The 23,687-nt window shown below is 72.6% G+C and carries 21 protein-coding genes; 17 read left to right on the top strand and 4 right to left on the bottom strand.

Going from position 1 to position 23,687, the window contains the following annotated elements:
• Window positions 1-2: 2 nt before the first annotated feature.
• Genes ACIO5D_RS24265 through ACIO5D_RS24245 form a run of 5 tightly spaced genes read left to right on the top strand, consistent with a single transcriptional unit; the run spans window position 3 to window position 5,357 of the window.
• Window positions 3-1,328 carry a hypothetical protein gene (locus tag ACIO5D_RS24265; RefSeq protein WP_400758920.1) on the top strand — a complete coding sequence of 442 codons (1,326 nt, stop codon included), beginning with the start codon at window positions 3-5 and terminating at the stop codon, window positions 1,326-1,328.
• On the top strand, window positions 1,325-2,272 hold the full coding sequence (locus tag ACIO5D_RS24260) for a glycosyltransferase family 2 protein (RefSeq protein WP_400797681.1): 948 nt from the start codon (window positions 1,325-1,327) through the stop codon (window positions 2,270-2,272). The genes ACIO5D_RS24265 and ACIO5D_RS24260 overlap by 4 nt, the downstream gene beginning before the upstream one ends.
• Window positions 2,269-3,480, top strand: a complete 1,212-nt coding sequence (locus ACIO5D_RS24255; protein WP_400657520.1) for a polysaccharide pyruvyl transferase family protein — start codon at window positions 2,269-2,271, stop codon at window positions 3,478-3,480. The genes ACIO5D_RS24260 and ACIO5D_RS24255 overlap by 4 nt, the downstream gene beginning before the upstream one ends.
• Entirely contained in the window at window positions 3,477-4,025 is a 549-nt protein-coding gene (locus ACIO5D_RS24250; RefSeq protein ID WP_400797678.1) for a dTDP-4-dehydrorhamnose 3,5-epimerase family protein, read from the top strand. Before ACIO5D_RS24255 ends, ACIO5D_RS24250 begins: the two co-directional genes overlap by 4 nt.
• A 6-nt stretch (window positions 4,026-4,031) precedes the next feature.
• Complete coding sequence (locus ACIO5D_RS24245; protein WP_400758824.1) at window positions 4,032-5,357, top strand: glutamate-1-semialdehyde 2,1-aminomutase; 1,326 nt, start codon at window positions 4,032-4,034, stop codon at window positions 5,355-5,357.
• Between the two features lie 12 nt (window positions 5,358-5,369).
• Here the strand turns inward: ACIO5D_RS24245 and ACIO5D_RS24240 are convergent, their stop codons facing one another.
• On the bottom strand, window positions 5,370-6,059 hold the full coding sequence (locus ACIO5D_RS24240) for a phosphatase PAP2 family protein (protein WP_400797675.1): 690 nt from the start codon (window positions 6,057-6,059) through the stop codon (window positions 5,370-5,372).
• A 426-nt stretch (window positions 6,060-6,485) separates the two neighbouring features.
• Between ACIO5D_RS24240 and ACIO5D_RS24235 the strand changes: the two genes are divergently transcribed.
• Window positions 6,486-6,617, top strand: a complete 132-nt coding sequence (locus ACIO5D_RS24235) for a hypothetical protein (protein ID WP_400797672.1) — start codon at window positions 6,486-6,488, stop codon at window positions 6,615-6,617.
• A 79-nt stretch (window positions 6,618-6,696) separates the two neighbouring features.
• Complete coding sequence (locus ACIO5D_RS24230; RefSeq protein ID WP_400797669.1) at window positions 6,697-7,680, top strand: 4'-phosphopantetheinyl transferase superfamily protein; 984 nt, start codon at window positions 6,697-6,699, stop codon at window positions 7,678-7,680.
• 537 nt (window positions 7,681-8,217) lie between these two features.
• Here the strand turns inward: ACIO5D_RS24230 and ACIO5D_RS24225 are convergent.
• Window positions 8,218-8,844: a hypothetical protein gene (locus tag ACIO5D_RS24225; protein ID WP_400797666.1), complete on the bottom strand. Its 627-nt coding sequence runs from the start codon at window positions 8,842-8,844 to the stop codon at window positions 8,218-8,220.
• A gap of 724 nt (window positions 8,845-9,568) precedes the next feature.
• Here ACIO5D_RS24225 and ACIO5D_RS24220 point away from each other — a divergent pair.
• Both ACIO5D_RS24220 and ACIO5D_RS24215 read left to right on the top strand, forming a co-directional pair.
• On the top strand, window positions 9,569-10,444 hold the full coding sequence (locus tag ACIO5D_RS24220) for a methyltransferase domain-containing protein (protein ID WP_363607725.1): 876 nt from the start codon (window positions 9,569-9,571) through the stop codon (window positions 10,442-10,444).
• A gap of 65 nt (window positions 10,445-10,509) precedes the next feature.
• Window positions 10,510-12,984, top strand: a complete 2,475-nt coding sequence (locus ACIO5D_RS24215) for a LuxR C-terminal-related transcriptional regulator (protein WP_400797663.1) — start codon at window positions 10,510-10,512, stop codon at window positions 12,982-12,984.
• An 88-nt stretch (window positions 12,985-13,072) separates the two neighbouring features.
• On the opposite strand, the gene ACIO5D_RS24210 is transcribed toward ACIO5D_RS24215, so the two are convergent.
• Together ACIO5D_RS24210 and ACIO5D_RS24205 are read right to left on the bottom strand one after the other, a co-directional pair.
• Complete coding sequence (locus ACIO5D_RS24210) at window positions 13,073-13,354, bottom strand: phosphopantetheine-binding protein (protein ID WP_363607727.1); 282 nt, start codon at window positions 13,352-13,354, stop codon at window positions 13,073-13,075.
• Window positions 13,355-13,391: 37 nt separating this feature from the next.
• A complete protein-coding gene (locus tag ACIO5D_RS24205) occupies window positions 13,392-14,423 on the bottom strand; it encodes a ketoacyl-ACP synthase III family protein (RefSeq protein ID WP_363607728.1) in 1,032 nt (343 codons plus the stop codon).
• Window positions 14,424-15,001: 578 nt separating this feature from the next.
• On the opposite strand from ACIO5D_RS24205, the gene ACIO5D_RS24200 reads away from it, so the two are divergent.
• The 8 genes from ACIO5D_RS24200 (at window position 15,002) to ACIO5D_RS24165 (ending at window position 23,661) form a co-directional block, all read left to right on the top strand.
• Window positions 15,002-15,760 (top strand): response regulator transcription factor, encoded by a 759-nt coding sequence (locus ACIO5D_RS24200; RefSeq protein WP_363607729.1) that lies wholly within the window; start codon window positions 15,002-15,004, stop codon window positions 15,758-15,760.
• Between the two features lie 324 nt (window positions 15,761-16,084).
• A complete protein-coding gene (locus ACIO5D_RS24195; RefSeq protein WP_363607730.1) occupies window positions 16,085-16,573 on the top strand; it encodes a PhzA/PhzB family protein in 489 nt (162 codons plus the stop codon).
• Window positions 16,574-16,605: 32 nt separating this feature from the next.
• Complete coding sequence (locus ACIO5D_RS24190; protein ID WP_400758807.1) at window positions 16,606-17,781, top strand: 3-deoxy-7-phosphoheptulonate synthase; 1,176 nt, start codon at window positions 16,606-16,608, stop codon at window positions 17,779-17,781.
• Between the two features lie 54 nt (window positions 17,782-17,835).
• The gene (locus ACIO5D_RS24185) at window positions 17,836-18,459 is read left to right on the top strand and encodes an isochorismatase family protein (RefSeq protein ID WP_363607732.1); all 624 of its coding nucleotides are present in this window, start codon (window positions 17,836-17,838) and stop codon (window positions 18,457-18,459) included.
• The gene (locus tag ACIO5D_RS24180) at window positions 18,456-20,336 is read left to right on the top strand and encodes an anthranilate synthase family protein (RefSeq protein WP_400797660.1); all 1,881 of its coding nucleotides are present in this window, start codon (window positions 18,456-18,458) and stop codon (window positions 20,334-20,336) included. Before ACIO5D_RS24185 ends, ACIO5D_RS24180 begins: the two co-directional genes overlap by 4 nt.
• Complete coding sequence (locus ACIO5D_RS24175; protein ID WP_400657552.1) at window positions 20,333-21,196, top strand: PhzF family phenazine biosynthesis protein; 864 nt, start codon at window positions 20,333-20,335, stop codon at window positions 21,194-21,196. The genes ACIO5D_RS24180 and ACIO5D_RS24175 overlap by 4 nt, the downstream gene beginning before the upstream one ends.
• Before the next feature lie 57 nt (window positions 21,197-21,253).
• Window positions 21,254-21,901, top strand: coding sequence for a phenazine biosynthesis FMN-dependent oxidase PhzG (phzG, locus tag ACIO5D_RS24170; RefSeq protein ID WP_363607735.1), 648 nt, complete (start codon window positions 21,254-21,256; stop codon window positions 21,899-21,901).
• Between the two features lie 146 nt (window positions 21,902-22,047).
• Complete coding sequence (locus ACIO5D_RS24165; protein ID WP_363607736.1) at window positions 22,048-23,661, top strand: amino acid adenylation domain-containing protein; 1,614 nt, start codon at window positions 22,048-22,050, stop codon at window positions 23,659-23,661.
• Window positions 23,662-23,687: the final 26 nt, after the last annotated feature.

The following is a 23,687-nucleotide window of genomic DNA, read 5'->3' as shown; positions in this document are numbered from 1 at the left end:
CGATGACCACCGAGGGGGTGAAGACGACGACACCGGCGACAGCCACATCGGCGGAGGCGCCCGGAGAAGCCCGGCGGACCGCCAAGCGGGCCGTCGTCGGCCGGCTGTCCTGGGGACTGGCCGACCAGGCGGCCTCCAGCATGACCAACTTCGCGGTGGGGATCTACGTGGCACGCTCGCTGGGGGTGACCGCGTTCGGCGTGTTCAGCCTGGCCTGGCTGGCCTACGGCCTGGTGCTCAACGTCGCCCGCGGGCTGGCGACCGACCCGCTCGTGGTGCGCTTCAGCGGTGTGCCGGACGCGCTCTGGCGCGCGGCGGTGGCCCGGTCGTCGGGTGCCGCGCTCGGCGTCGGTGCCGCCCTCGGCGCCGTGTGTCTGCTGGTCGGGCTCGGCCTCGGCGGCCGCGTGGGGCCCGCGTTCGCCTGCCTCGGCGTCGTCCTGCCGGCGCTGCTGCTGCAGGACGCCTGGCGGTTCGCGTTCTTCGCCGCCGGCACCGGGCAGAAGGCGTTCGCCAACGACCTCGTGCAGGGCGTCGCGCTCGTCCCGGCCATGGTCGTGGCGGCCCGCGTGGGCAGCGTGGCCGCCTTCCTGCTGGCCTGGGGCGCCTCCGCCGCGGTGGCCGCGGGGTACGGGTGTTTTCAGTCCGGCATCCGGCCCCGGGTGGCCCAGGCGCGCGGGTGGCTTCGCGAGCAGCGCGATCTCGGCTACCGGTACCTGGTCGAGAACGTCAGCCTCAGCGGCGCGAGCCAGCTGCGGGCGTACGGGCTCGGCGCGATCGTCGGGGTCGCCGCGGTGGGTGCGGTCCGGGGCGCCGAGCTCCTGCTCGGCCCGTTCCTCGCTCTGCTGATGGGGCTGTCGCTGGTCACCGTCCCGGAGGCGGCACGGGTGCTACGGCAGGCCCCGCACCGCCTCGGCCCGTTCTGCCTCCTGCTGGGCGGCGGGCAGGCCGCCGCCGCACTGCTCTGGGGCGGGGCGCTGCTGCTGATGCCGGACCGGCTCGGCGAGCTGGTGCTCGGCGGCGTCTGGCACTCCTCCGCGGCGCTCATCATGCCGGTCACCCTCAGCGTCGCGGGCGCGGGCCTCGGCACCGGCGCGGCCGCCGGGCTGCGCGCGCTCGGCGCGGCCCGGCGCAGCCTGCGCTGTCAGCTGTTCGCCTCCGCCTGCTATGTCGGCGGCGGGCTCGGCGGGGCGGCCGTCGCCGGCACGGTCGGCTCGGCCTGGGGCGTCGCCGCCGCGACCGTCAGCGGCTCGGCCGTGTGGTGGCTGCAACTGCGGTCCGCCCTGCGCGAGCACCGCCGGAACCCCATCCCCGAAGTGAGGACGCCATGACCGCCCTTCCCCGGTTGAGCATCGGCCTGCCCGTCTACAACGGCGAGGAATACCTCGCCGAGTCGCTCGACGCCCTGCTCGGCCAGACCTACGAGGACTTCGAGCTGGTCATCTCCGACAACGCCTCGACCGACGCGACCCAGGACATCTGCCGCCGGTACGCCGCGCGGGACTCGCGCATCCGGTACCTCCGGCTGCCCCGGAACATCGGCGCCGCACCGAACCACAACCGCGTGTTCACCGAGTGCCGTGGTGAGTTGTTCAAGTGGGCCTCGCACGACGACCTGTACGCCCGGGACCTGCTGCTGCGCTGCGTGGAGACGCTGGACGAGCGGCCGGACGTGATCCTCGCGCACGCCGACCAGGCGGTCGTCGACGGCGACGGCCAGGTGAAGGTCCCCTACGAGTACGGGCTCGCCACCGACTCGCCGCACGCGCCGGAGCGCTTCCGCAGCATGCTGTTCGAGCCCGGTGGCGACGACTTCTACGGGGTGATGCGGGCCGACGTGCTGCGCCGGGTGAAGCCGCTCGACAGCTACCACCACGCGGACCGCACGTTCGTCGCCGAGATCGGCCTGCGCGGGCCCTTCCACCAGGTGTCGGAGCTGCTGTACTTCCGCCGCGACCACCCCACCCGCGCCGAGCGGGCGAACCCTTCCAAACGCTCCCGGTGCGTCAACCTGGACCCGCGCCGGGCAGGCCCGCTGCACCCGACGCCCCGGCTGCTCGCCGAGTACGTCTGGGGCTTCGTCGCGGCGATCCGGCGGGCGCCGTTGTCCCCGGACGACCGGCGCGCGTGCTACCGCCACCTGGCCGCATGGATGGCCAGCCGGGTCCGGCCGGGCGCCGGCGAGCGGGTCGAGGACCGCGCCCCGGTCGACCCGGCCCTGCTCACGGTCTCCGTCGACGCCCTCGTGGCCGGACGTGAGGGGAGGCAGGTATGACGTCGGCGGACGGAACTCCGGTGCGCGTCGGGGTGTTCGGCCTGCTCGGCTCCGGCAACCTCGGCAACGACGGGTCGCTCGAGGCCGTGCTCGGCTACCTCCGCACCGAGCACCCGGCGGCGGTCGTGGACGCGCTGTGCGGCGGACCCGAGGTCGTCGCGACCCGGTACCGGATCCCCGCGACGCGGATGCACTGGTACCGCGGGGAGTACCGGACCGCATCGCGGGCGGGCGCGATCGCGGCGAAGGGCCTGGGCAAGCTCGTCGACGCCTTCCGCACCGCTGCCTGGGTGCGCCGGCATGACGTGGTGATCGTGCCGGGCATGGGCGTCCTGGAGGCCACGCTGCCGCTGCGGCCGTGGGGCTTCCCGTACTCGCTGTTCCTGCTCTGCGCGTCCGGCCGGCTGTTCGGCACCCGGGTGGCGCTGGTCTGCGTCGGCGCCGCCGCGATCGGCAACCGGCCCACCCGGGCCCTGGTGCGCTGGTCGGCGCGGCTGGCCGCGTACCGGTCGTACCGGGACGCCCCGTCCCGCGACGCGATGCGGGCGATGGGCGTGGACACCGCGCGGGACGAGGTCTACCCGGACCTCGCCTTCTCCCTGCCGACGCCGCCGGCGAGCGCGTCCCCGGGCCGGCCGGGCCCGGTCTGCGTCGGCGTCATGGCCTTCCACGGCGGCAACGACGACCGCGCCCGGGCCGAGGAGATCCACCGGCGCTACCTCGACGGGACGACCCGGTTCGTCCGCGCGCTGGTCGAGGACGGCAGGCCGGTCCGGCTGCTCATGGGCGACGAGGTCGACGTGCCGGTGGTCGCCGCGATCCTCGACGCGGTGGACTCTCCGCTGGTCACCGCCGCTGAGGCGGCCTCACTGGCCGACCTGATGAAGGAGGTGGCGGCTGCCGACACCGTGGTGGCGACCCGGTACCACAACCTGATCTGCGCGTTGAAGGTCGGCACGCCGACGCTCGCACTGAGCTACGCGGCGAAGAGCGACGCGCTCATGGCCCGGATGGGGCTGGGCGCGTACTGCCACCCGGCTCGCGAGGTCGACGCCGACCGGCTGATCGAGCAGTTCCGGGCGCTGGAGCAGCGATCGGGGGAGCTGCGGCGGACCCTCACCGAGCGGAACCTGACCGCCGTCCGACGCCTTGAGCACCAGTTCACCGCCCTGACCAGGGCCCTCTTTCTGTCCAAGGACTCCTCATGAAGGTCACCGAAGTCCCGGCGATCGCCGGCGCGTTCTTGTTCACCCCGAGCCCGTACGCCGACGAGCGCGGCTTCTTCTGCCGCACCTTCGACGCCGAGGTGCTGCGCTCGGTGGGCATCGACCCCAACGCCTTCGTGCAGCACAGCGTCTCCCGCTCGGTGCGGGGCGTGCTGCGCGGCATGCACCTGCGCTCCGGCGCCGGGGAGGCCAAGATCGTGCGCTGCTCGCACGGGGAGGTGTTCGACGTGGTCGTGGACCTGCGCCCCGGCTCGCCGACCTACCGCAACGTGGCCACCTTCCAGCTCTCCGGCGAGACGCAGGCGAGCGTATACATCCCGGCGGGGTGCGCGCACGGCTTCCAGGCGCTGACCGACGCCGACATCTCGTACCGGATCGACCGCCCGCACGACCCGAGCGAGGACGTGACGATCGCCTTCGACGACCCGGAGCTCGCCATCGCCTGGCCGCTGCCGGCCATATCGATGTCCAAGCGGGACCGGGAGGCGCCGAGCCTCGCCGAGGTCCTGCGTTCTGAGGAGAACTGAGCCCCCATGGCCGTTGACGACTTCCAGCTCCCCAAGTCCCGGGCGGCGAACGAGCGGCTGCACGTCCTGATCCCCGGCGGCGCACACACCTACGCCAAGGGCGACGACCAGTACCCGGAGAACCTCGCCCCGGTCATCAGCCACGGCCGCGGCGCCCACGTCTGGGACGTGGACGGCAACCGCTACGTCGAGTACGGCTCCGGCCTGCGCTCCGTCAGCCTCGGCCACGCCCACCCGCGGGTGACCGAAGCCGTCCGCCGCGAACTCGACCGGGGCAGCAACTTCGCCCGGCCGTCCATCCTCGAACTCGACGCCGCCGAACGCTTCCTGGCCACCGTGCCCACCGCCGAGATGGTCAAGTTCGCCAAGAACGGCTCCGACGTCACCACCGCCGCCGTACGCCTCGCCCGCGCCGTCACCGGCCGCACCCGGGTGGCGATCTGCGCCGACCACCCGTTCTTCTCCGTCGACGACTGGTTCATCGGCACCACCCCGATGAACGCCGGCATCCCGGAGGCGATCACCGACCTCACCGTCTCCTTCCCGTACGGGGACCTCGCGGCCACCGAGGAACTGCTCACCCGCCACCGGGGCGAGGTCGCCTGCCTGATCCTCGAACCCGCCGGCCACGCCGAGCCGCCGCCCGGGTACCTCGCCGGCCTGCGCGAGCTGGCCGACCGGCACGGCTGCGTACTGATCTTCGATGAGATGATCACCGGCTTCCGCTGGTCCGAGGCGGGCGCCCAGGGCCTGTACGGCGTCGTCCCCGACCTCTCCACGTTCGGCAAGGCGCTGGGCAACGGGTTCGCCGTCTCCGCGTTGGCCGGGCGCCGCGACCTGATGGAGCGGGGCGGGCTGCGTCACTCCGGCGACCGGGTGTTCCTGCTGTCCACCACGCACGGTGCGGAAACGCACTCGCTGGCCGCCGCGATGGCGGTGCAGACCACCTACGCCGAGGAGGGCATCACCGCTCGGCTGCACGCCCTCGGCGAGCGGCTGGCCGCCGGTGTCCGCGAGGCCGCCGCCCGCGCGGGCGTCGGCGACCACCTCGTCGTCCGGGGCCGGGCCAGCAACCTGGTCTTCGCCACCCTCGACGAGAACCGGCAGCCGTCGCAGCAGTACCGCACCCTGTTCCTGCGCCGGCTCCTCGCGGGCGGAGTGCTGGCCCCGTCGTTCGTGGTGAGCAGCGCGCTCGGCGACGCCGACATCGACCGCACCGTCGACGTGGTGGCCGAGGCATGCGCCGTGTACCGGAAGGCACTGGACGCCGCCGACCCCACGCCCTGGCTGGCAGGGCGGCCGGTGAAGCCCGTATTCCGTCGCTTGGCGTGACGTGACGTGACGTCAGCGACGCTCCCGCCGACCGGCGTCGGCCAGCCGGTCGGCCGTCCGGTCGACCAGCCACGCGGTCGCCGGTATCACCGCCAGCGCGGTACACCAGCCGCCGAGGGCGTCGGTCGGGTAGTGCGCGCCCAGAGCGACCTGCGCCCAGCCCATGGCGGCGCCGGCGACCAGCGCCGCGGCGAGCACGAGCAAGGTGCCGGCCGTCCTGCCGGGGCCGAGCCCGTCCCGGTCCCGGTCCCGGCGGCGAGTCGCGAGCATCGCCACCGCGAGGGCGAGCGCGGTGGCGAAGGCGGTGTGCCCGCTCGGGTAGGACAGGTACCCGCCGTGGATGGTGCGTCCCACCAGGTGCTTGAGCAGCGTCGCCGTCCCCACGGTCATGCCGACGCCGGCAACGATGAACACCGCCGCGCGAGGACGCCGAAGCAGCAGGCAGCCCGTCACGGTGGCCGCGACCAGCGTCGCGGCTCCCACGGGTTCCCCCAAGGAGTCCGCGGCCAGAGCGACGTACCGCCACGGCGGCCCCACACCGTCCACCGCCGCCTGGATCCGCGCGTCCACCATGCCGGGCTCGCCCTCGTCGGCATACCGGATCCCGAGCACGGCGACCACCAGTGCGGCGAAGGCCGCGATCAGCCCGAGCCACACGCGCAGCGGTGGGGGCAGCACCGCGGCCGCCGGCCGGCCGGTCACCCGCCCACCGCGTCCGGTCGACCCGCGGGCACGACGGCGGGGCGTTGTCTCCGGACGACTCCGGTGGCCGTGGGTCCGGGCACACCACGGCCCGTGTGTCCCGTCAGCACCCGGGCTCCCGCGGGCAGTTCGGAATTCGGGCACTGGTCGCCGACCGCTTCTGCGGCCCCGGCGAAAGCCCGCACTTCATCGCCGGACTCGTCCGCGTCGCGACCCCCCGCGCGGCGGCGGTCGAGCCCCGCGGGAACTGCCCGCTGCCGCCCTCCGTCATGGCCGGGATCGTCAGCCCGTACGAGCCGCGCGGCCGGACCGGGCAAGATGACAAACCCGTCAAGCACGAGTTGGGCCGGGCCGACTTCCAGGTCCGCTCCGGCCAGGCGATCCAACGCGAGCCCCCCATCGTGTCCGACCCACCCTCCAGCGGCCATGAACTGCCCCGCGAACACCCGCTCCCGGTACGACTCCACCGGAGCCGTAAGCCTGTGCGGCCCCGAACTCGCGGGCCTGGCCATCACCCTGGCCAAGGGCATCGGGATCGGCCTCCACTTGTCAACCTAACCGACAATCCGGTCGCGGCAAACCGCCGACGGCGCCGTCCGCGACTCGCCGTCCGGAGCCGCGGGAGCCATGGGAGCGGATGCCAATGGCTGGACCTGCTGGCTCGTCCGAACCGCCGACGGACCGGTCCTTCTCGACACCTTGCGCGCTATGTCGATCCAGCACGTGCAACCACCGGCGCGGGAGCTTCCCCTGCGGGCCGCAGGTCACCGGCTGTCCGGCTACCGGACCACGGAGGCCCACTCTAGGGTGGCGGATGGGGCAAGAGGGTGGCGGATGGGGCAAGTCCCCCCTCGGGCACGGAATTTCTCCCCGGGCCTTCGTCTACGACGAGGCCGAGCTCGCCGCCGCCGAGGCGTTCGGTCCCGACCGCGCGCGGGAGTTCCTCGCCGGGCGGTCCGCCGCCAAGGAGGCGGTGCTGAAGGCCCTCGGCACCGGCTTCACGGGCGGTATCCGCCCGCGTGACGTGGCCGTCCTGCGCACGGACGGCGGCGTCGAGGGCGTTGCGCAGGCGTTTGATCCGGGCGATGGCCGGGATCAGGTCCGAATCCTCCATGCAGTTCGGTGGCACATCGACGGTGGATCGAGGCGAGGCTCTTCGAGTGAAAAACCGGAGCAAGGCCGCCTGATTGGCGGTTCCGCCGGCTGCCGGGGATCTCCATACCATACGTTCAAGTCCGGCGCTAACAGCGGCGGCGCTCGTGTACGGAGTTCATTCACACCTGCCACAGACCACAAAGCCAAGAGGAATAGTCATGCGCCTCACCCGCTGCGCTCTCGCTGCTTCAACGGTGGCGGCTTCCGCCTCGGCCTTTGGCCTGCCCCTCTTCTTCTCGGGCTGGATGTCCCAGGGTTCCGATGCCACGCAGGTCCGCATGGTCAGCGCCCTCGGCACCTCGCGGATCGAAGCCGAATCACCCCAGCCCCCCGTCACGAATCCGGGCCCGCAGGGATCAGTGCCCCCCTGTCACAGCTACGGCGGCCCCTACTGCGGCTGGGTGGGAACATACTGGGGCGGCTGCGACAGGGAGTGGGGCCTGAGCTTTGGATTCAAGAACCCTGACTTGATCTGCCTCCACGACCCCCGCCCGAGCCCCTCGGCCACATCCAGCCCCTCGGACGAGCCCGGCCCCTCCGCCACACCCAGCCGCGCTCGGCCGAACCCGGCACCTCGGCCGAACCCGGCACCTCGGCCACACCCAAGCCCCTCGGCCAAGCCCGGCCCCTCCGCCGCGCCCAGCCCCCCGGCGGGCTCGGCCTCCGCCGCACCCGGTCCCTCGGCCGGCTCGGCCTCCGCCGGAAGCGGCAGTTCCTCTGTCGTACCCGGCCCCCCGGCGGGCTCGGCCTCCGCCGCACCCAGCCTCGCTGCCACACCCGGCCCCCCTGCCGGCCCGCCCTCCGTCACCCTCAGTCCCTTCGTCGCACCCGGCCCCCCGGCCGGCCCGCCCTCCGCCGGAAGCAGCAGTCCCTCCTGACCAGTCCTGCTGGAAGGGCCCCGATCTCCGCACCGGGGCCGGCCCGGCCGCCTCCCCGGAGGCCGGCCGTTCGTCATCGGTACGGCGGGGGTGGCGGCTCATCAGGCTCCTGCTGCAACGTGATGTCAGGGACCAAAGGTGCTGTCGGTTCCTCTTCCGGTCGAGGATCGCGCGGCGGAACGACGTCGGCGAAGCCGTGCCGTAGCCAGCATTCCCAGAACCATCAGCAAACCGCCGGCCGCGATCCCGATGTGCTTCGCGCTCAAAAGACGGTCGCTCCTGCCGGATGCCGCAGTATCGCGCGGAAGAGGGCGGACGGTGCCCCCGGAGCCGGGAGTCTCCGGCTCGGGCCGGCCGTTTTGAGGGTTGTCCCCTCCCAGGGGCGACGGGGAGCCGGACGCGCCTCTTCCGTCGGTGGCTTCACCACCGTCTGGAAAGGCACGGTCACCGCGGTCGCCGTCGTCCTGGCCGTTGGTGCAGTGGGTGGCCGGGAAGGGGAAAGCTCGTTCGTGGCGGCCGAATGCCCTCACCACGAAGAGCGGGTGTTCCCTGAAAAAGTCACGGATCTTCCACTGGTACTGATTGCTGCTCTGGGTGGGGTAATCCACGTTCAGATACGTCGAAACAGTAAAGCTGTTCCATGGTGCGGCCGGCGACGACGATGAGGATGACGAGTCCCCCTGGATGACGATAGCCTCCGGCCCGTACCGGCCGTTGACCAGGATCGCCCTGAAGTTCTGGTCGATGAGCACGACACGGCGGGAACTGTGGCAGTCACGCCAGGGATTGTGGTGATGGTGGTCCCCGTCCCTGTCCTCGTCCCCGTCCCCGTCCTGGAGCCACGGGGAGCCGGACGCGTGCCGTGCAGACGCCTGCGCGGCGACGCCTGCCGACGGAGACGCAAGGGCGACAACCGCGCCCGCCAGCGATGCTGCAACCCAGGGACGAAGATTCATGCAATGACCTCCATGGGCGGCGGACGCAGGCGACCACCTGCTGAGCGGCGCATCCGAATCTCAGATGAAGTTAAGAGGAGTCGACTCGTCACATCGTGAACATCCTCGGGGAGCCGTACCCGTGTCACTCAGCCGCAGCAGTCTCGGGTGAAAGAGGGAGTCAAGGGGGCGCAGGTTCAAATCCTGTCGCCCCGACTTGCACAACTGCAGGTCTTAGGCCGTTTTCGCCGCCGACGAGAACGGCCTTTCCGGCGTCTCGTCGGCCTGGGAGCGGGGGACGGCCATGGGCTGGGCGGTGTTGAGGAGCAGAGCCGGTGGCGGCGAAGGAGTGGAGCGCCCGCACGGTGGCGCTGAGCTGGGTCGATCCGGTGGGCGCGGACGGGCGGCCCGGGGTCATAACGATTCTTGATGGCGGGGAGTGGGGCTTGCTATTGGACAGGTGGCCGGAATCGTGTTGATATTGCCCGGAAAATGTGATGGGCGGCCAGGACGGCGGCCCGTCGAATTCGGGGAGGCTGGCATGGGAACCACTGAGAACACCGAAGAGATGTACAAGCTCTTCAACAAGGCGGCGAAGGTCTACGACCAGAGCGGTGTGGAGTTCTTCCGGCCCATCGGGCGTCGCCTCGTCGAGTTCTCGGGGATCTCCGCGGGGGCGTCGGTCCTCGACGTCGGTTCCGGCCGGGGGGCCGTGCTCTTCCCGGCGGCGGAGGCCGTCGGGGCGGGCGGCGAGGTGGTCGGCATCGACATCTCCGAGGAGATGGTCAAGTACGCGCAGGCGGACGCGGCGAACCTGGGGCTGCGGCACGTCGGCGTGCAGGTCATGAACGGGCAGCGGCCGGAGTTCGAGGCCGGGCGGTTCGACGCGGTCGTCGGCAGCTGCAGCCTGTTCATCTGGGTCAAGAGCGCCGACGACGTCCGGCCCTACCTGGAACTGCTGCGGGCCGGTGGGCGGTTCGCGACGGCCGCGCCGTCGTTCTTCTCGACCGCGCACGGCAAGTGGGCGCTGTTCCCGGAGGCCGTGAACGAGCTGCTGATGCCGTACATGCTGCTGTCGCTGAAGCAGAGCGGGGCGTACGACTCGCAGTTCGCCAACGCCGGCGCGAACTGGCTGATCACGGCGGAGTCGATCGAGAAGACCCTGGCGGACGCCGGGTTCGTCGACATCGAGGTGGTCGAGGAGGAACTGCCGGTCGTCGTGACGTCGGGCGAGCAGTGGGTCGAATTCACCTACACCACCGGAATGCGCGGAATGTGGGAGCGCATCGAGGAGAACGAGCGTCGTGAATTGATCGCCGAGGTTTCCCGGCGGCTGGACACGCTGCGGGACGAGCACGGCGTCATCAGCGTTCCGGTGCCGATCGTCTACATTCGGGCGAACGCCCCGAAGTCCTGATTCACGGCCTCCGGGAAATTCGCCGGAGGGAGCAGTGGGACGTCCGCGGTCTGCATGGGGGAGAAATGGCAGCAGTGGTCGAAGGTGAGTGGCCGGTCACCGCGAGGGAGGCGGAACTCGCGGAGATCGACGAGTGGACGGCCGCGGGGGTCGGTGTACTGCTGGTCGGCGAGCAGGGGGCGGGGAAGACCACGCTGCTGAACGCCGCGCTGGAGCAGGCCGGGGGCAACGGGGACCGGGTGGTGAGCGGCGACGCCGTGCGCGACCTGTTGAACGGTGGCACGGCGCCGGCCGCGCTCCGCCGGGTCACCGTGGCGATCGACGACGTGCACCTGGTCGACCGGGTGACCCTGGAGCTGGTGTGCCGGCTGGTGGGCGGCGGCCGGGCGGTGCTGCTGGCCAGCACCGAGCCCGGGGCCGCGCTGCCCGACGCGCTGCGCCGTCTGCTGATCGGCAAACGGGTGCGCAGGCTCGCCGTGGACGCCCTCGACCGGTCGGGCGTCGTCCGGATGCTCACCGCCCGGCTCGGCGGGCCGGTGGCGGTCGACGCCGCGGCCCGTTTCTGGGACCTCACCCGCGGCAATCCGCTGATCCTCCGTGAGGTGGCGGACCAGGCGCTCGCCGAGGGAAGCCTCCGGCGGGTGGAGGGGCGGTGGTGGTGGCCGGGTCTGCAGGGCACGCCCGACAGCCAGCTGGTCGATCTGGTGGACCTGCTCCTCGGCGAGCTGGACCCGGGCGAGCGCGAGCTCGTGAACATGCTGGCGTTCGCCGGGCCGCTGGAGGCCGGGCTGCCGGTCGTCGACGCGCTGCGGGAGGCGGCGGAGGCGCTGAACCACCGTGGCGTGCTGGTCGCCGAGCGGTCCCGCTCCCGGCTCTCCCTGCGGCTCGCGCACCCGTTCTGCGCGGCCGTGGTGGCGGCGAACCTGCCCGAGCTGACGGCCCGCCGGCTCAGGTCGGAGATCGCCGACGCGATCCTGGGCACCGGGGCCAGGCGTTCCGGCGACGCCGTCCGGATCGCGGCGCTGAGCCTCGGGACGAGGGCGTCGGCCGGGCCCGTGCGACTGCGCGAGGCGGCGGCCGGTGCGCTGCGCGCCGAGGACCACCCGCTCGCCGAGCGGCTGAGCCGGGCGGCGCTCGCCGCCGGTGCCGCTTCCGCAGCGTCCGGTGCCGCAGCGGGCGTCGACGCCGGGGCTGCCGTGCTCCTCGGCGAGGCGCTGGCCGGTCAGTCCCGCCACGTGGAGGCCGAGGCCTGCTTCGCGCGGGCCGCGCACTCCGCCGCCGTGCTGCGCCCGCGGGCCCTGAACATGGGCCTCGGCCTGGGGCGGCTCGCGGAGGCGGAGGCGGTCGCCGAGACGGACCTCGGGGCGCGGGCCCTGGTGCGGCTGCTCAAGGACCGGATCGGCGAGGCCCGGCAGCTGGCCGTGACGGCGGAGGGGGCCGGTGCGCTGCTCGCCCTCCTGCGCCACGAGTCGGGCGACGACGAGGGCACGCCGGCCGTCGGCCGGGGCCCGGCGCCGGACGTGGAGCACCTCTACGTGGCCGGACTGGTGGCCGCGCACACCGGGGGGCCGGCCGGGGCCCGGCCGGTGCTGGCGGAACTGCGCGCGGCCGCCGACGGCGGCGGCCTCCGCGGGCGCACCTACGCCCGGCTCCTGGAGGCGCACCTCCTGCGGGCCGAGGGCCGTGCGGCCGAGGCGGTCGAACTGCTCCGGGAGGCGGCCGCGTTCGGCGGGACCACTGACTGGCTCGCCACGCGGTCCCTGCGCCTGGCCCGGCTCGCCGGTGCGGTGGCCGAGTCGGGGGACGAGGCGGAGGCGGCCTCGCTGCTGGCGGAGGCCCGGGAGGCGCAGCGGGAGGAGTGCGCGTACCCGCTGATGGCGGATGCCGTGGAGCTGGAGGCCGCGCTGGTGACGGCGCGCCAGGGCGACCACGCGGCAGCGGCCGCGCGGGCGCTGGAGGTCGCCGGGCGGGCGCTGGCCGCGGGCCGGAACGCCCAGGCGCTCTCCGCGCTGCACCTGGCGGCCCGGACGGGTGCGGCGCCCCGGGCCGCGGCGATCCGGACACCGGCCGGTCCCGGCGGGTCGGCCGGTGGCGCGGTGGTCCTGCGCCACGTCCTCGCGCTCGCGGAGGGCGACGGCGCCGCCCTGGACGAGGTCTCGGGGCGGTTCGCCGCGCTGGGGCTGCTGCCGCTGGCGGCGGAGGCCGCCCATCAGGCGGCCGGGGCCCATCAGGCGGCCGGCAACCGCCGGGCGGCGCGGGCCGCGCAGGCCGCCGGGGCCGAACTGGTGGCGCGCGGTGGCGTCGAGCCGCCGGTGTGGGCGGTGCCGGCCGACCGTCGGGAGCAGGGGGCCGGGACGAGGCTGACCGCCCGGGAGCGGGAGGTCGCGGCGCTGGCCGTCTCCCGGCTGTCCAACCAGGAGATCGCCGACCGGCTGGTGCTCTCCGTCCGCACCGTGGAGAACCACCTGTACCACGCGTACGGGAAGCTCGGTGTCACCGCGCGCAAGGAACTCGCCACCGTTCTCGCAGAACCGGCCTGAGTCGCACGAACGGTACGAGCGGTCGGCAGGCGGTGGGCGGGTCCGGGGGGGGGCATCCCGGACCCGCCCACCACCGTGCGGGCGCGGGTCAGGCGGTGGAGGCCCTGGCCTGTTCCTCGGTGATCCGCGCGTTCCAGGCGGCGAACGTCGGGGTGTCGGTCAGCTCCCCGAAGGCCACGGGCAGGCCGGCCCGGCGCCACTTCGTGACCAGCCGCATCATCTCCAGTGACCCGAGGCCCAGTTGGATGAGGTTGTCGTCGTCCCCGACCTCGGTGGGGTCGATGCCGATCAGCTCGGCCAGCGCCGCGCGCAGGTCCTCGCCCGTCAGGACGGTGGCCGCGGCGTTCTTCCGGTTGGTGTTGTCGGTCATGGTGCTGGGTGTCGTCCTTCCGGCCTGGCGGCGTCGGTTACTCGGCGGGCTGGGCGGTGATCTCCAGAATGGCCACCCCGGCCTCGAAGCCGGGGCTGCCGGTGAAGAGCATCACCTTGTCGCCCGGACCGACCTGGCGGGTGCGCCACAGGTGCTCCAGGCCGATGAAGACGTCGGCGGCGCTGATGTGGCCGACCTTGCTGGTGTGTTCCCAGATCCCGCTGTCGAGGGTGAAGCCGATCGGGTCGAGGAACTGGTCGCGCAGCGCGTCCAGCGTGGCGCTCGGGTGGCAGACCCGCTTGATCTCGTCGACGGTGATGCCGGCGTCCTCCAGCGCCTGGTCGAGGGCCTTCTGCAGCACCTCGCCCGGGTGCTCCATGGGCGGGGTGTTGCCCTTGGCCCACTCCTCCATCCAGAACTTGACCCGGGCCTCGTAGTCCAGCTCCCGGCCCACGGTCACGGCCGGCGGGAAGATCGGCTCGCTGCCGCGGTGCAGCGCCTCCATCCCGGGGGCGGAGTGCGTGCCGACGGACAGCAGCTTGGCGATGCCGCCGGTGTTCGAGACGACCGCGGCCGCGGCGCCGTCGCCGAAGATGGACAGGCGCGAGGTGGTCCAGCGGTCGACCAGCGGCGCGGAGTAGTTGTCCGCGGCGGTGAGCAGGACCGCGGCGGTGCGCGGGTCGTGGGCGAGCCGGTGCGCGGAAAAGACGAGGGAGGAAAGCATTCCCTGACAACCCTGCTTGATTTCCAGCGCCGTGATCGGCGTGTTCAGGGTATTGGTGAGAATGTAGTGCGCGGGCGACCAGCCGTCGGGGCCCTGGTGGAACGCGGAACTGTGGAACAGCGCACCGAAGTCCTCGGCCGCGTGCCCCGAACGCCGAATTGCCTCCTTGGCCGCCAGGACGGCCATTTCGGGGGCCGACAGCGAATCGGAGACCGCGACGGACTCGAGGCCCGACGCCTCCCGGACGTCCGCACCGTACCAGCCGGCCGCCACGGCCTGCTCCGTCGTCACCAGGCCGGGCACGTAGGTGCCGAGGCTCGACAGGTAGACGTCCTCAAACTTCATGGTGGTTCCCTTCCGGCGCCCGTCGATCGGATGCGCATGGCCAGATCCGTGCTCTTCGGCTCCAAGCCGACCACGGCGCGCGGGCCGGCGCCTGAGTACCGGCTACTCAGATCGCGGGCGGCCCGCCGGGTCCTACGCAGGTGAGCGGGCCCGGCCGCAATCCGTCCCCCGGTATCCATCCGCTTTATGGGCGCTTAACCACCCGGACGGTAATTTGACGGGCAGTCAGCGGCCCCTGGGTGGGATGGCGATGTCCCGGTGTTGCTCCCCTGTGCCGCGGGGGTGCATCGTCCGGGCGGGCCGGACCGAGTGGCCCGACGGGAAGGCTGTGCCCGAAATTCCAGGTCGCTCCGCCCGCTGCAGGCGGATTGCGAGTCCTGTTGTATTCCGGTTCGCGGTACGGGGGAGAGTGTTTGCATGACATCTGATCGGCTGGGGTGCGGGTGCGGTTTTCCGGCACCCGGACAGAACCAGGAACAGAACCAGGAAGGGTTCTCGTGCGTGCGCGCCCCGATGGGTGCGCGGTCCGTCGCGCGGGCTGCCGAAGGGGGGCAGCCGTGGTCGCCCGTTCTGAGGTGATGGCTGGCCGTAACCTCGTGGCGGTGCCGTCGGTGGGGCAGGTGGACCGGGTCGCCCCGGACGCCGCGGTCCCGCGTCGGCCGGTGCGCAGTGCGCCGTCCGCCTGGCGGATCCTCGTGGTGGAGAACGACGACGAGGACGCGGAGCCCCTGACGGCGGGCCTGCGGCGGCACGGGCACCTGGTGGAGCGGGTGTCCGGCGGCATCCCGGCGCTCGGCGCGTACGAGGGCGTCGACGTGGTCCTGCTGGACCTCGAACTGCCGGACCTGGACGGACTGGAGGTCTGCCGGCAGATCCGCGCCGCGGGGGACACCGCGGTCATCGCCGTGACCGCGCGGGGGACGGAGCTGGACCGGGTCCTCGGACTGCAGGCCGGCGCCGACGACTACCTGGTCAAGCCGTACGGCTTCCAGGAGTTGCTGGCCCGGATGGAGGCGGTGATGCGGCGCGTCCGGAAGGCGGCCGCCGATCCGTCGGTGATCGTCCGCGGCCCGCTGCGGATCGACGCGGGGGCCCGCCAGGTGCGTCTGCACGGCCGGCGGATCGACGTCACCCGCAAGGAGTTCGACCTCCTGTACCTGCTGGCGGTCCAGCCCGACACGGTCGTCTCGCGCAAGACGATCATGCAGACCGTCTGGGGCGACGTCTGGTCCCGGCGCACCATCGACACCCACATCAGCAGCCTGCGGGGCAAGCTCGGGAGCAGTGACTGGATCCGCAACGTCCGCGGTGTCGGCTTCCAGCTCGGCTGGGCCTGAGCCTCGTCGCCCCTTCTGTGCGGCGTCCTTCCGAACCCCGCCGCGACCGCTTCACCTGTTCCACACGTTTTCGTCAACTCCACTGATGAGCTGCGAAGTTTAAACTCATCTGACATTTCCGGGCAACAACTTGAGGAACCTGCACTCAGTCTGACTCCGAGTTGGGCGCTCGTTCCTTGAACGCGTCGGAGCCACCCGGCAGGATCGGTGATGGCTCCGGCGCGACGACCGGGTGCCCCTCACCTCAGGTCGTCGGCCCCAGACACCGCCTCCTCCTTTTCCCGCCGGGAAATCGACACCCAGCGCACAGTTTGGAGTTCACCCATGTCCGAAACCGTTCAGCACAATGCCTTCGCCGACGATGCCGAGCTGCGCAGGATCAACCGGGCGACGGTGGAGACGTACATGACCTCCCTCGGCGAGGCCCGGCTGAAGCGCCACCTGCTCTTCACGGAGGACGGTGTCGGCGGCCTCTGGACCACCGACACCGGCGCCCCGATCGCCATCCGCGGCCGGGACCGGCTCGGTGAGCACGCCGTGTGGTCGCTGAAGACCTTCCCGGACTGGGAGTGGTACAACGTCCAGATCTTCGAGACCCAGGACCCCAACCGCTTCTGGGCGGAGTGCGACGGCCGCGGCAAGATCCTCTTCGCGGACTACCCCGAGGGCCACTACGAGAACCACTTCCTGCACTCCTTCGAGCTGGAGAACGGTCTGATCAAGCTGCAGCGGGAGTTCATGAACCCGTTCGAGCAGCTGCGCTCCCTGGGCATCCCCGTCCCGGAGATCAAGCGCGCCGGCATACCCACCTGATCGGTCGTCGCCCCGCCGCATAGGAGCATCCCGTGGACGAAGTCCTGCCCGACATCCGTCTCCGCAAGGCACTGCACCAACCCAGCTGGCCCGACCCGGCGCAGACCGAACGAGTGACGGAGACGCTGGCCGCCGGGCCGGCGCTGGTGCGCGCGCAGGACCTCGGCGTGCTGCGCGCCGCGCTCGCCCGGGTCGCGGCCGGCGAGGCCATGGTGGTCCAGGCCGGCGACTGCGCCGAGGACCCCGACGAGTGCACGGTCGCGGACGTGTCCCGCAAGGCGGCACTCCTCGACCTGCTCGCCGGAACGCTGCGCATGACCGCCCACAAGCCCGTCGTCCGGGTCGGCCGCATCGCGGGCCAGTTCGCCAAACCCCGCTCCAGCGCGACCGAGTCGGTGGGCGGCGCCCAGCTCCCCACCTTCCGGGGCCACATGGTCAACGGGCCCGAACCGGACCCCGAGGCCAGGCGGCCCGACCCGCTGCGCATGCTCACCTGCCACATGGCGGCGGGCGACATCGTGAAGCACCTGGGCTGGCGGGGGAACGCGCCGCTGCACGACGTCCTCGGCCCACCGGTGTGGACCAGCCACGAGGCGCTGCTCCTCGACTACGAGATCCCCATGCTGCGCCGGGGCGAGGACGGCACGCTGTTCCTCGGCTCCACGCACTGGCCGTGGATCGGCGAGCGCACCCGGCAGCCGGACGGCGCGCACGTCGCCCTGCTCGCCAAGGTGAGCAACCCGGTGAGCTGCAAGGTCGGCCCGTCGATGGAACCCGCCGAACTGGTGGCGCTGTGCGGGATCCTCGACCCGGACCGCACCCCGGGCCGGCTGACGCTCATCGCCCGGATGGGCGCCGAGCGGGTCACGGAGCGCCTTCCGCGGCTGGTCGAGGCCGTCCGCGCGGCCGGGCACCCGGTGATCTGGCTGACCGACCCGATGCACGGCAACACGGTCGCGGCGCCGGACGGCAACAAGACCCGCCACGTGGACACCGTCTCGCGCGAGGTCCGGCGCTTCCAGCGGGCCGTCACCGGGGCCGGCGGCGTGCCCGGCGGGCTGCACCTGGAGACCACCCCCAACGACGTCACCGAGTGCGTCTCGTGCCAGGCGGACCTCGACCGCGTCGGCGACAAGTACACGACGTTCTGCGACCCGCGGCTCAATCCGCGGCAGGCCGTCGCCGTCGTGTCCACCTGGAGCGTCTGATCCCCAGACGCGTCGTACCCCGCTCGATCCGAGTCAGGCGTGAGAAGGAAGCAAATGGTCGGGATTCCTCCCATCGAGCCCTACACGTTGCCGACCGCGGGCGACCTGCCCGCCAACACCGCCCAGTGGACCCCAGATCCCGATCGTGCCGTGCTGCTCGTCCATGACATGCAGCGCTTCTTCCTGGCACCCTTCCCGGGCAGCGTCCGCGACCCCCTGGTGAGACACGCGGCGGCGCTGCGCGAGCGCGCCGCCGAACTCGGCGTCCCCGTGGCGTACACCGCCCAGCCGGGCAGCATGACCCCCGAGGAGCGCGGCCTGCTGGCCGACTTCTGGGGTCCCGGCATGCGGGGCGACCTCGCGGACCGTGCCGTCGTCGACGACCTGGCGCCCCGGGACGGCGACTGGCAGCTGACCAAGTGGCGCTACAGCGCCTTCCACCGGTCGGACCTCCTGGAGCGCATGCGGGCGGCCGGCCGCGACCAGCTGATCCTCTGCGGCGTCTACGCCCACGTCGGCGTGCTGATGACGGCGGTCGAGGCCTTCACCCAGGACATCCAGGCGTTCCTCGTCGCGGACGCCGTCGCCGACTTCAACGAGGACTTCCACCGGATGGCGCTCGACTACGCGGCCGGGCGCTGCGCGATGGTGGTCACGGCCAAGGAGGTCTTCGCATGACCGCGGCGGCCGGTGACCTGCTCGACCGCGTCCTGAACGGTCGGGCCGGGGCCTTCGCCCTGCTGTACCGGCCGGAGGCGGCCGGCCCCGGCGTCCTCGACGTGCTGACCGGCGACGTCACGACCCCCGCGACGCTCGCCGGGATCCCGCTGCCGGACGCCGCCCGGACGGCCGGGGCGCACCACGAGGTCCTCGCGGTCGTGCCGTACCGGCAGATCACCGAGCGTGGCTTCGTGGCGACCGACGACGGCGCGCCCCTGGTCGCGCTGAGCGTCACCGGACAGGAGCGGATCCCGCTGGCGGAGGCACTGCGCCGGATCCCGCAGGTGCCGACCGAACTGGCCGACGCCCACTTCGACGTGGACGACGAGGCCTACCAGGACATCGTCCGCAGGGTCGTCGGCGACGTGATCGGCGCCGGCGAGGGGGCCAACTTCGTCGTCAAGCGGTCCTTCGTCGCCACCATCACCGACTACCGGCCGGCCAGCGCCCTGGCGTTCTTCTCCCGGCTCGTCCAGCGCGAGGTCGGCGCGTACTGGACGTTCCTGATCCACACCGGGGAGCGCACGCTCGTGGGCGCCTCGCCCGAACGGCATGTCAGCCTCGACGCCGGCACCGCCGTGATGAACCCGATCAGCGGCACCTACCGCTACCCGTCGACCGGCCCGACGCTGCCGGACGTCCTCGACTTCCTCGCCGACCGCAAGGAGACCGAGGAGCTGTACATGGTCGTCGACGAGGAACTCAAGATGATGGCCCGGATCTGCGAGGAGGGCGGCCGGGTCAACGGGCCGTACCTCAAGGAGATGGCCCACCTCGCGCACACCGAGTACTTCATCGAGGGCCGCACCGCGCACGACGTGCGCGACATCCTGCGCGAGACCATGTTCGCCCCCACGGTGACCGGCTCCCCGCTGGAGAGCGCCTGCCGGGTGATCGACACGTACGAGCCCGGCGGGCGCGGCTACTACAGCGGCGTCGCGGCGCTGGTGGGGCGCGACGAGCACGGCCGCCGGGCGATGGACTCGGCGATCCTCATCCGCACCGCGGACATCGACGCGTCCGGCCGGGTCGAGATCGGCGTCGGCGCCACGCTGGTGCGCCACTCCGACCCCGCCCGCGAGGCCGCGGAGGGCCGGGCCAAGGCGTCCGCGCTGGTGAGCGCGCTGGAGTCCGGCCGGGCCGGCGGCTTCGCCGACCACCCCGAGGTCCGCGCCGCCCTGGAGCGGCGCAACGACCCGATCGCCGGGTTCTGGATGCGCGGGGCCGGGGACGGGCTGCCGGCACACACCGGGCCGGCCGGCCGCCGGGTTCTGGTCGTCGACGCCGAGGACACCTTCACCTTCATGATCGCCGGCCTGCTGCGCGCCCAGGGTCTGGAGGTCACGGTCCGCCGGTTCGACGAGGAATACGCCTTCGAGGAGTACGACCTCGTCGTGATGGGCCCGGGGCCGGGCGACCCGGGTGACACGGCCCACCCCCGGATCGGCCATCTGCACGCCGCGGTGCGCACCCTGCTCGCCGAGCGACGGCCCTTCGTCGCGGTCTGCCTGAGCCACCAGGTGCTCAGTCTCGCGCTCGGCTTCGAGATATCCCGGCTGCCCGCCCCCAACCAGGGGCTGCAGAAGGAGATCGACTACTTCGGGGCCGTCGAACGGGTGGGCTTCTACAACACCTTCGCCGCGGTGAGCGACGACGACAAGCGCGAGGTGGAGGGCGTCGGCGTGATCGAGGTCAGCCGGGACCGGGGGACGGGGGAGGTGTTCGGGCTGCGCGGTCCGCACTTCATGACCATGCAGTTCCACGCCGAGTCCGTGCTCACCCAGAACGGCCCTCGCATCCTGGCCGGCGCCTTCCGGAACGTTTTCGGCACATGACGAAGGAACAGCGGGAGATCTCCATGCACAGTTACGTGGTTGTCGACGCCTTCTCGACCGAGGTGCTCAAGGGCAATCCGGTCGCCGTCTACTTCGGGGCGGACGACCTGACGGAAAGTCGGATGCAGTCGATCGCCAGGGAGATGAACCTCTCCGAGACCACCTTCGTGCTCGCGCCCGAGCAGGGTGGCGACGCGCGCATCCGGATCTTCACCCCGGTCAACGAACTGCCCTTCGCCGGGCACCCGTTGCTCGGCACCGCCATCGCGATCGGCAACCGGGGGCCGCTGGACCAGCTCAAGCTGGAGACGGCCAGGGCGATCGTCCCCTTCGAGCTGGTCCGCACGAACGGCGTGGTCACCGGCGCCTGGATGCAGCAGCCCATCCCGGAGTGGGAGCCCTTCGACCGGCGCGAGGAACTGCTGGCCGCCCTCGGCGTGCAGGACCCCGCGCTGCCGGTGGAGATCTACCGCAACGGGCCGCGTCACGTGCTGGTCGGCCTGAGCAGCGTGGCGGAGCTGTCCGCCCTGCGCCCCGACCACCGGGCGCTGAGCGCGTTCGAGGACATGGCGGCCAACTGTTTCGCCGGTTCCGGTACGCAGTGGCGCAGCCGGATGTTCTCGCCCGCGTACGGGGTCGTCGAGGACGCGGCCACCGGCTCCGCGGCCGGTCCCATCGCGATCCACCTGGCGCGGCACGGCCTGGTCGAGTACGGGCGGCGCATCGTCATCACGCAGGGCGTCGAGATGGGCCGGCCCTCGCCCATGCACGCGCTCGCCGAGGGCAGCGGCGAGCGGGTCGCCCGGGTCGAGGTCGGCGGCGAGGGTGTCATCGCGCTCGAAGGCGTGCTGCACCTGTGACGCGCCCGAAGGCGAGCGGTCCATCCCCCCGGTAGTCCAGACACCCCGGAGAGACGTATGAGCAGCACCAGGTCGGAGAGCATGACCGGGACCGTCGAGGTCCGCTTCCCCGAGTACGCGCAGCCGCCGGCCGAGCCGGTGGGCCTGCTGCGCGGCTGGCTCGCCGATGCGGTGGGCAACGGGGTCCGCGAGCCGCTGGCCCTGGCGCTGGCCACCGCGGACGCGGCCGGCCGGGCGTCGACCCGGATCGTGGTGATCAACAAGGTGACCGACCGCGGGTTCGTGTTCATCACCCACGCGGGCAGCCGCAAGGGCCGGGACCTGGCGGTCAACCCGTGGGCGTCGGGTGTCCTGTACTGGCGGGAGACCAGTCAGCAGATCATGGTCGACGGGCCGGTCGTGCGGCTGTCCGACGCGGAGGCGGACGCCCTGTGGCGCGCCCGCCCGGTGTTCACCCACGCCATGTCGACCGCCTCCCGGCAGAGCGAACCGGTGAGCGGCCCCGACGAGGTCGAGGCGCTGCGCAAGCGGGCCCTGGAACTGGCGGAGAGCGGCACGCCGCTGCCCCGCCCGGAGGGCTTCGCCGGTTACGAACTGCGCTTCGACAGCGTGGAGTTCTGGGCCAACGGGTCCGACCGGCTGCACGAGCGGCTGCGCTACGACCGGGACGGCGAGGGGTGGCGGGCCGGCCGTCTCCAGCCCTGACCCGGCACCCGGCCCGACACCTGACCCGGCCCGCAGCACCAGCGGTACCCGCAGCAGCCGCGGAATCCGCAGCACCCGCCCGACCCGCCGAACCCGCCGAACCCGCCGAACCCGCCGAACCCGTCGAAGTGGAACGCGAGTACACCATGCAGTCAGCCGCCCCCCTCCTGCACTCCGGCTTCCGGGCCTCCGCCCGGCGCGTCCCGGAGCACCCCGCGCTGCTCCTGCGCGGACGGACCTGGACCTACCGGGAACTCGACGGCATCGCCCGCCAGTGGGCCGCGGCGATCACGCGGTCGGCGGCGCGGCCGCGGCGCGTGGCCATCCTCGGCCACCGCAGCATCGTCACGTACGCCGGCTTCCTGGCCGCCCTGTACGCCGGGGCGACCGTGGTCCCGCTGAACAAGAAGTACCCCGTCGCCCGCAACCGCGACATCCTGGAGCGCGCCGAGGCCGATGTCGTGCTGGCCGACGCGGGCTCCCTCGCCGGGCTCGGCCCGCTCCTCGACGGCCTGGCCGGCGCCCCCGCGGTGGTGCTGCCGGAGAGCGACGAGGTGCCCGGGAACGTCCCCGCGGCGGTCCGGGTCCTCACCCGCGCCGACGTGGCGGCCTGCGTCCCGTCGGGCGGGCCCGTGGCGGTCGCCCCCGAGGACGGCGCGTACCTGCTCTTCACGTCCGGCACCACGGGCCGTCCCAAGGGCGTGCCGGTCTCGCACGCCAACGTGGCCGCGTTCCTGCACGCCAACACCGAGCGGTACGGCTTCACCGAGCAGGACCGGTTCACCAACACCTTCGACCAGACCTTCGACCTGTCGGTCTTCGACCTGTTCATGGCCTGGGGGAGCGGCGGCTGCCTGGTCCCCATGGACACCTTCGACCTGATGACGCCGCTGGACTTCGTCCGCACCCACGGCATCACCGTCTGGTTCTCGGTCCCCTCGGTCGCGGTGCTCCAGCACCGTCGCGGCGCGCTGGTGCCGGACAGCCTGCCGTCGCTGCGCTGGAGCCTGTTCTGCGGCGAGGCGCTGCCCGCCGCGACGGCGCAGGTCTGGGGGGAGGCGGCGTCCGGGTCCGTGGTGGAGAACCTGTACGGGCCGACCGAGGCGACCATCGCGTGCCTGGTGCACCGCTGGGACCCGCGGACCTCGCCGGCCGGGGTGGTCAACGGCGTCGTCCCGATCGGCTCCCCCTACCCGGGCACGGCCGCCGCGGTGTTCGCCGAGGACGGCAGCCCGGTGCCCGACGGCGGGACCGGTGAACTCTGCCTCTCCGGGGACCAGGTCTTCGAGGGCTACCTGAACGCGCCCGAGCAGACCGCGGGCGCCTTCCACCTCGCCCCGCCGGCGGACGGCGGTCCCGGCCGCCGCTGGTACCGCACCGGCGACCTCGTCCGCCGCGCGGAGAACGGCGAGTTCGGCTACGTCGGCCGGCTGGACACCCAGGTCAAGATCCTCGGCCACCGCATCGAGACGGGCGAGGTCGAGGCGCACCTGCTCCGGCAGGAGAACGTCGAGCAGGCCGTCGTCCTCGCGGTGCCGGGCGAGGAGGAGGGCGTGACGGTGCTCACCGGGATCCTGGTGGGCAAGGACCTCGACGTCTACGACGTGGACGAGGAACTGCGCCGGACCCTGCCCCCGTACATGATCCCGCTCTTCTACCACCTGCTGGACGGCTTCCCGCTGAACGACAACGGGAAGGTCGACCGCAAGGCGCTGCGCCACCGGGTCGTCTCCGGGGAACTGGAGCCGATCCTCCCGTGAGCGGGTGTCCGACGCCCTCCAGGAAC

This window comes from Kitasatospora sp. NPDC087315, from assembly GCF_044744345.1.
Taxonomy (GTDB): domain Bacteria; phylum Actinomycetota; class Actinomycetes; order Streptomycetales; family Streptomycetaceae; genus Kitasatospora.
The sequence above is the reverse complement of the archived record's forward strand: the minus strand, read 5'-3'. Positions and strand labels throughout refer to the sequence as shown.

Excerpts from the sequence above, each read along its gene's own strand:
- ACIO5D_RS24200 (WP_363607729.1), top strand. The coding sequence starts at position 15,002 with ATGGCTGGCCGTAACCTCGTGGCGGTGCCGTCGGTGGGGCAGGTGGAC.
- ACIO5D_RS24185 (WP_363607732.1), top strand. The coding sequence starts at position 17,836 with ATGGTCGGGATTCCTCCCATCGAGCCCTACACGTTGCCGACCGCGGGC.
- ACIO5D_RS24220 (WP_363607725.1), top strand. The coding sequence starts at position 9,569 with ATGGGAACCACTGAGAACACCGAAGAGATGTACAAGCTCTTCAACAAG.
- ACIO5D_RS24210 (WP_363607727.1), bottom strand. The coding sequence starts at position 13,354 with ATGACCGACAACACCAACCGGAAGAACGCCGCGGCCACCGTCCTGACG.
- ACIO5D_RS24260 (WP_400797681.1), top strand. The coding sequence starts at position 1,325 with ATGACCGCCCTTCCCCGGTTGAGCATCGGCCTGCCCGTCTACAACGGC.
- ACIO5D_RS24180 (WP_400797660.1), top strand. The coding sequence starts at position 18,456 with ATGACCGCGGCGGCCGGTGACCTGCTCGACCGCGTCCTGAACGGTCGG.
- ACIO5D_RS24195 (WP_363607730.1), top strand. The coding sequence starts at position 16,085 with ATGTCCGAAACCGTTCAGCACAATGCCTTCGCCGACGATGCCGAGCTG.
- ACIO5D_RS24230 (WP_400797669.1), top strand. The coding sequence starts at position 6,697 with ATGCCAATGGCTGGACCTGCTGGCTCGTCCGAACCGCCGACGGACCGG.
- ACIO5D_RS24165 (WP_363607736.1), top strand. The coding sequence starts at position 22,048 with ATGCAGTCAGCCGCCCCCCTCCTGCACTCCGGCTTCCGGGCCTCCGCC.
- ACIO5D_RS24255 (WP_400657520.1), top strand. The coding sequence starts at position 2,269 with ATGACGTCGGCGGACGGAACTCCGGTGCGCGTCGGGGTGTTCGGCCTG.
- phzG (WP_363607735.1), top strand. The coding sequence starts at position 21,254 with ATGAGCAGCACCAGGTCGGAGAGCATGACCGGGACCGTCGAGGTCCGC.
- ACIO5D_RS24245 (WP_400758824.1), top strand. The coding sequence starts at position 4,032 with ATGGCCGTTGACGACTTCCAGCTCCCCAAGTCCCGGGCGGCGAACGAG.
- ACIO5D_RS24175 (WP_400657552.1), top strand. The coding sequence starts at position 20,333 with ATGACGAAGGAACAGCGGGAGATCTCCATGCACAGTTACGTGGTTGTC.
- ACIO5D_RS24215 (WP_400797663.1), top strand. The coding sequence starts at position 10,510 with ATGGCAGCAGTGGTCGAAGGTGAGTGGCCGGTCACCGCGAGGGAGGCG.
- ACIO5D_RS24250 (WP_400797678.1), top strand. The coding sequence starts at position 3,477 with ATGAAGGTCACCGAAGTCCCGGCGATCGCCGGCGCGTTCTTGTTCACC.
- ACIO5D_RS24265 (WP_400758920.1), top strand. The coding sequence starts at position 3 with ATGACCACCGAGGGGGTGAAGACGACGACACCGGCGACAGCCACATCG.
- ACIO5D_RS24205 (WP_363607728.1), bottom strand. The coding sequence starts at position 14,423 with ATGAAGTTTGAGGACGTCTACCTGTCGAGCCTCGGCACCTACGTGCCC.
- ACIO5D_RS24235 (WP_400797672.1), top strand. The coding sequence starts at position 6,486 with ATGAACTGCCCCGCGAACACCCGCTCCCGGTACGACTCCACCGGAGCC.